We start from the raw sequence: 4,964 nt of genomic DNA on the forward strand, positions 1-4,964 counted from the left end.
TGCAAAAGTTATCAAAGCCGGTGAAATTTTACTCGTCGTAAAATTTCACCGGCTTTTTCATGTCAGAGGTGGGTTTTGTCCCAACCTCTTTTTTCATGTGCGCCAGGCATGGCGACTATCTAGGTGGTGAAAGTCCACTGTGGGGGTACACATCAACCAACCACTAGAGAAACGCAAGGTACTTATCGTGAGGTAAGTGTTGAAGGAAGCGCGTATCAAAATCTTGGCTCGACGAACAGAAATCTGATACCAAGGCTCTATAGGTGGATAAGGCTCCATGACAAGTCGAAGTCCTAAAGGATGTGCGTAATCCTACAGAGTAAATTAGGCGAGTAAAAGAGGAAAGATAGTTGTCTTACCCTGGGAGGTCTCACGGACAGCTGAGGAGTCCCCTAAAAAGAAAGCTGGTCGAAAAAGGTTTATCGTGAGAAGTCAGCCGACGCCATAGTAGTGATGAAAATCACGAAGGGCTGAACAATTTATAGTGTTTCTACGCCATGAATGCACGAAGGATAAACTTCTGAATGTGTTAATGATGAAAGTATGAGCGTATCTCAAAGGATAGTCAAAATAGAAGTGTTCTTCGTCACGTGAAAGGAAAGGAAGAAACGAGTGTGAAACTTTTAGAAGAGATTCTAAGCAATCGAAATATGAATAATGCTTATAAACGAGTGTACCGTAATAAAGGAGCAAGTGGAGTAGACGGAATAACCGTAAATGAACTGAAGGAATACCTAATGGAACATAAAGAAGAGTTGCGAACGCAAATCCGGAAAAGAAAATACCAACCTATGCCGGCAATGCGAGTAGAAATTCCGAAAGAAAACGGAAAAATGCGCAAGCTAGGTATTCCAACAGTTGTGGATAGAGTTGTACAACAAGCCATTAGCCAAGTGCTCAGCCCAATATTTGAAAAGCAATTCAGTGAATACAGTTATGGCTTTAGACCAAGAAGAAGTTGTGAAATGGCAATGATTCAAGCGTTGGAATATATAAATGACGGATATGAGTGGCTAGTGGATATTGACCTAGAGCGATTCTTCGATACGGTTCATCACGACAAGCTAATGAGGATTATCTCCCACACGATCAAAGATGGAGATGTGATTTCTCTTATACGGAAATACCTCGTAAGTGGTGTGATGGTCAACGGGAAATATAAAAACACCCTAGTGGGAACACCGCAAGGAGGCAACCTTAGTCCACTTCTAAGCAACATTATGTTGAACGAACTAGATAAAGAACTGGAAGCAAGAGGACTGCGGTTTGTAAGATACGCAGATGATAGCCTTATCTTTGTCAAAAGCGAGAAGGCTGCCAATAGAGTACTTACTTCCATCACAAAATTTATTGAGCAGAAATTGGGATTAAAGGTGAATGTGGAAAAGAGTAGAATCTCACGTCCTAGCAAAACAAAATTTCTAGGATTCGGTTTCTATTATGATTCCAATAAGAAGAAGTTTCAACCAAGACCTCACAAAAAGTCGATTCAAAAATTCCAGAGGAAACTACGACAACTAACGAAACGAAACTGGAGTATTTCACTAGATGACAGAATCGTCAAGTTAAAACAGGTCATTGTTGGTTGGGTCAACTACTTCAAGATAGCCAACATGAAGAAAATCCTTGGGACAATAGACGCAAAACTTCGCTCCAGAATTCGGGTAATTATTTGGAAGCAGTGGAAGAACAATAAAAAGAGAATAAAATCTCTCATCCAACTTGGCATACCAAAAGAAGAAGCCAAAGGCTTAACCTACTGTAGAAAAGGTTACCGCTTCATTGGATTATCGAAGGTTGTACACAGAGCCTTGTCAAATAAAAGTCTAAGGCAAAGAGGAATCCCCTTTGCCTTAGATCACTATCTAAAAGTACACACTGTAATATAAATTGAACCGCCGTATACGGAACCGTTTGTACGGTGGTGTGAGAGGGGCGAAAAGTTCTTAACTTTTCCCTCTACTCGATTTATGGGCATGAGCTTTTATTCTCATTGCAGTGGTATTGGGTTGTATGCGCTATTTTTCATGTAAAAAATAGCGTAACGTCTTAAAATAACGTATTATAGGATATAATATAGTTAGGAATATATGCTAGGAGGCAATAAAGGTGAAAAAGCCATATAACTTACCGTTGCTCCCGATCACTTTTGATCCAGAAACAGAACTTGCCTTTTATAAGAAAGTCGTTCAAGCTTCAGCAAAGTTAGAAAGGCTGAAACAAAAACTTCGTTATTCTTTAGTAAATGAGTCTTTTATTCAATTGTTGACATTGCATGAATCTGTTCAATCAACACGAATTGAAGGAACACAGGTTACGTTTAGTGAAATGCTTGAAGATTTAATTGATCAGCAGCAAGATTGGGAAAAAGTAGAGGTTCGGAATTATCAAAATGCCCTGAAAATAGGAGTAGAAACCATTCGAGCTGGGTATCCATTAACAGAGAGATTAATTCGTGAGTTACATCAAATATTAATGAAGAATGCGCGTGGATCTACGAGTGCCGCTGAAGAATATAGAAAGATACAAAACTTTGTTGGCCCGACAAAGCAAATGAAGGATGCGTCTTATATTCCTCCAGAACCTCAGTTCATGGGAGAGTATATGACAAATTTAGAGCACTACATAAATGGACATCCTTACGAAAGAAGAGACGAAGATACTTTACACCCACTTATAAAGGCAGCTATTATTCATGCGCAATTTGAATCGATTCATCCTTTTTTGGATGGAAATGGGCGGTTAGGAAGGATACTGATTGTTCTATATTTACTTCAATCTAACTCAATTGATTCTTCATTTTTTTTCTTGAGTGAGGAACTTGAACGAGAAAAATTCAAATATTATGCTATGTTAAATGCTGTTCGTGGAATAGGGCGCAAGGAGCCAGATTGGAAAAGCTGGATTCTCTTTTTTTTAGATGCTGCCATTCACATGGCGAAGCATCAGTACGAGAAACTAGATAAGGCTGAAAAGTTGTACCATGAAGGTATTTTACAACTCGAACAGCCATCCACAAAGAAAGTGTGGACTGCATTATTCAGACATCCAATTGCCACCGTTCACCAAATAGAAGCTACTACAAAATTAGCTCCTGCTACAATCAGGAAAAGTTTAGCGACGCTTGTTCAGTTAAATTTAATTTTTGGAGATGATCGAAAACGAAACCGCCGCTATTATCAATACGATTTAATTCGAATGATGACAGAATAATATAGCATGTTCTTTTAAGAATGAATAATATTCGAGTATGATTTTTAGTGGTTATAGAGAATACGTAATACTAGTTTTTGAAATAAAGAGTAGAGCGGTAAAAATTATCGCTTAGAATTGAAAAAGAAACAAAAAACCCTAGTTAATTTTATCCCACATCTAACTGGCAGTAAGCCCCCTACCTTAAGAGTAAGAGGAATCAGAAGCGCTAGGTGGGAATAACTGAAAGTCAAATGTCCGATTGGTTCGGGCCGACAGGATAAGGAAAGCTTCTTGAATCAACATCGCACGAAGAAAAAGCGGTTTCCTTTTTCGAGGACGCCTGAGATCTTAGCCTTTGTTCTACTTCTTATCAGTGGGAGATGAGAGAAAACCCCCACTGATGGAAGTTTCACTTTATGAAATAAGCATCAGGATAGAACAATTAATATCTTAAGGAACAACTGTGATCATCAATATGTATAAATAGGCTGTATACAAGCAGTATAAGTAAAGTATTTACATCAACGAGTATTTTCTTGTTTTTTGTCTTATTTAAATAACTGATATATTTCTCCTCAAAAAAACCTCAACTCTTTTCTTCATTGACTATCTGCAATATTTCTCATTAGAATGAAAAGAATATCGACTTACAACTAAAAGTGGTGAGTGTTTGTTTTACTTTTATTCAAAAATGACAAGGGGGAGTAGAGATGTTAAAGAAAGTCTCATTAATAGGCAAAAGAATGAAACTATTGCCATTGCAAGCATCACATGCTGAAGGATTGTATAAAGCGGCGGCATTTCCTGAGGTTTGGACTTATCTTTCTACGAAAGTAAAAAATCAGGAAGATATGCATCATATAATAAATAATGCATTGGAAGCAAGAGAGAAAGGGACAGAGCTTCCATTTACTGTGATTGATCAAGAAACAGATGCCATTGTAGGGAGTACTCGTTTTCTTTATATTTCAATACCGAATAAGCACTTAGAGATTGGCTGGACTTGGTATACTCCAGCTGTCTGGAGAACTAGGGTTAATACAGAGAGCAAGTATTTGTTATTGCGTTATTGTTTTGAGACGCTTCAGTTTAACCGTGTGCAATTTAAAACGGATGCACGAAACAAACGGTCTCGCCAAGCAATTATTCGTTTAGGAGCAGTAGAGGAAGGTATTATACGGAAAGAACGAGTTTTACAGGATGGATATATTCGCGATTCTGCGATGTACAGCATCATTAAGGAAGAATGGCCTTCAGTAAAAGAACGGTTAGAATGTTTTTTACAAGAGTATTCATATCAACAAGTATATTTGGAGACTTGAAACGCGATTAGTACAACTTAAATAAAAAGTTATAACAAAAGGTTTTTTAAAATTTACTATTAAAATCTTAAATAAAGCAGTAAAAATAGAAATCATCCATGATGAAATGACAAAATAATAGGTCGATGTTAAAATAGAATAGAACTTTAACTGGATTTCCGAAAAGAATTCTCCCACTTCTAAATGTGAAGGGCATAGCTCAATGAAAGTGGGAGATGAATTTTCGGTTGGCGTAAGCAAAAGATTGTTCTATGATTAGTCTATACAATATGGAGTTTGATAGCACTATAAAAACCAAAAATCGGAATTGATGTTGGTCTAAAAGACTTTGCAGTATTGTCTAATGGCAAACAGTATGAAAATCCTAAATGGTTGAGAAAAGCTGAAAAGAGATTAGCATTTCTGCAACGTTCTTTGTCACGAAAAAAGAAAGGCTCTAAGAATAGA

Annotated in this window: 3 protein-coding genes and 1 pseudogene; all 4 read left to right on the forward strand. The window is 37.4% G+C overall.

Annotated elements, in window-relative coordinates; all coding sequences use genetic code 11:
- The first annotated feature begins 614 nt into the window (after positions 1-614).
- On the forward strand, positions 615-1,889 hold the full coding sequence (ltrA, locus tag J2S08_RS22250) for a group II intron reverse transcriptase/maturase (protein WP_307233536.1): 1,275 nt from the start codon (positions 615-617) through the stop codon (positions 1,887-1,889).
- 220 nt (positions 1,890-2,109) lie between these two features.
- Positions 2,110-3,213 carry a Fic family protein gene (locus J2S08_RS22255; RefSeq protein WP_307233538.1) on the forward strand — a complete coding sequence of 368 codons (1,104 nt, stop codon included), beginning with the start codon at positions 2,110-2,112 and terminating at the stop codon, positions 3,211-3,213.
- A 692-nt stretch (positions 3,214-3,905) separates the two neighbouring features.
- Positions 3,906-4,517 carry a GNAT family N-acetyltransferase gene (locus J2S08_RS22260; protein WP_307233540.1) on the forward strand — a complete coding sequence of 204 codons (612 nt, stop codon included), beginning with the start codon at positions 3,906-3,908 and terminating at the stop codon, positions 4,515-4,517.
- A 300-nt stretch (positions 4,518-4,817) separates the two neighbouring features.
- Positions 4,818-4,964: pseudogene (locus tag J2S08_RS22265) on the forward strand (transposase); the annotation flags it as partial.

Origin of the sequence: Bacillus chungangensis (assembly GCF_030812995.1) — a bacterium.
Taxonomy (GTDB): Bacteria; Bacillota; Bacilli; order Bacillales; family Bacillaceae_C; genus Bacillus_CF; species Bacillus_CF chungangensis.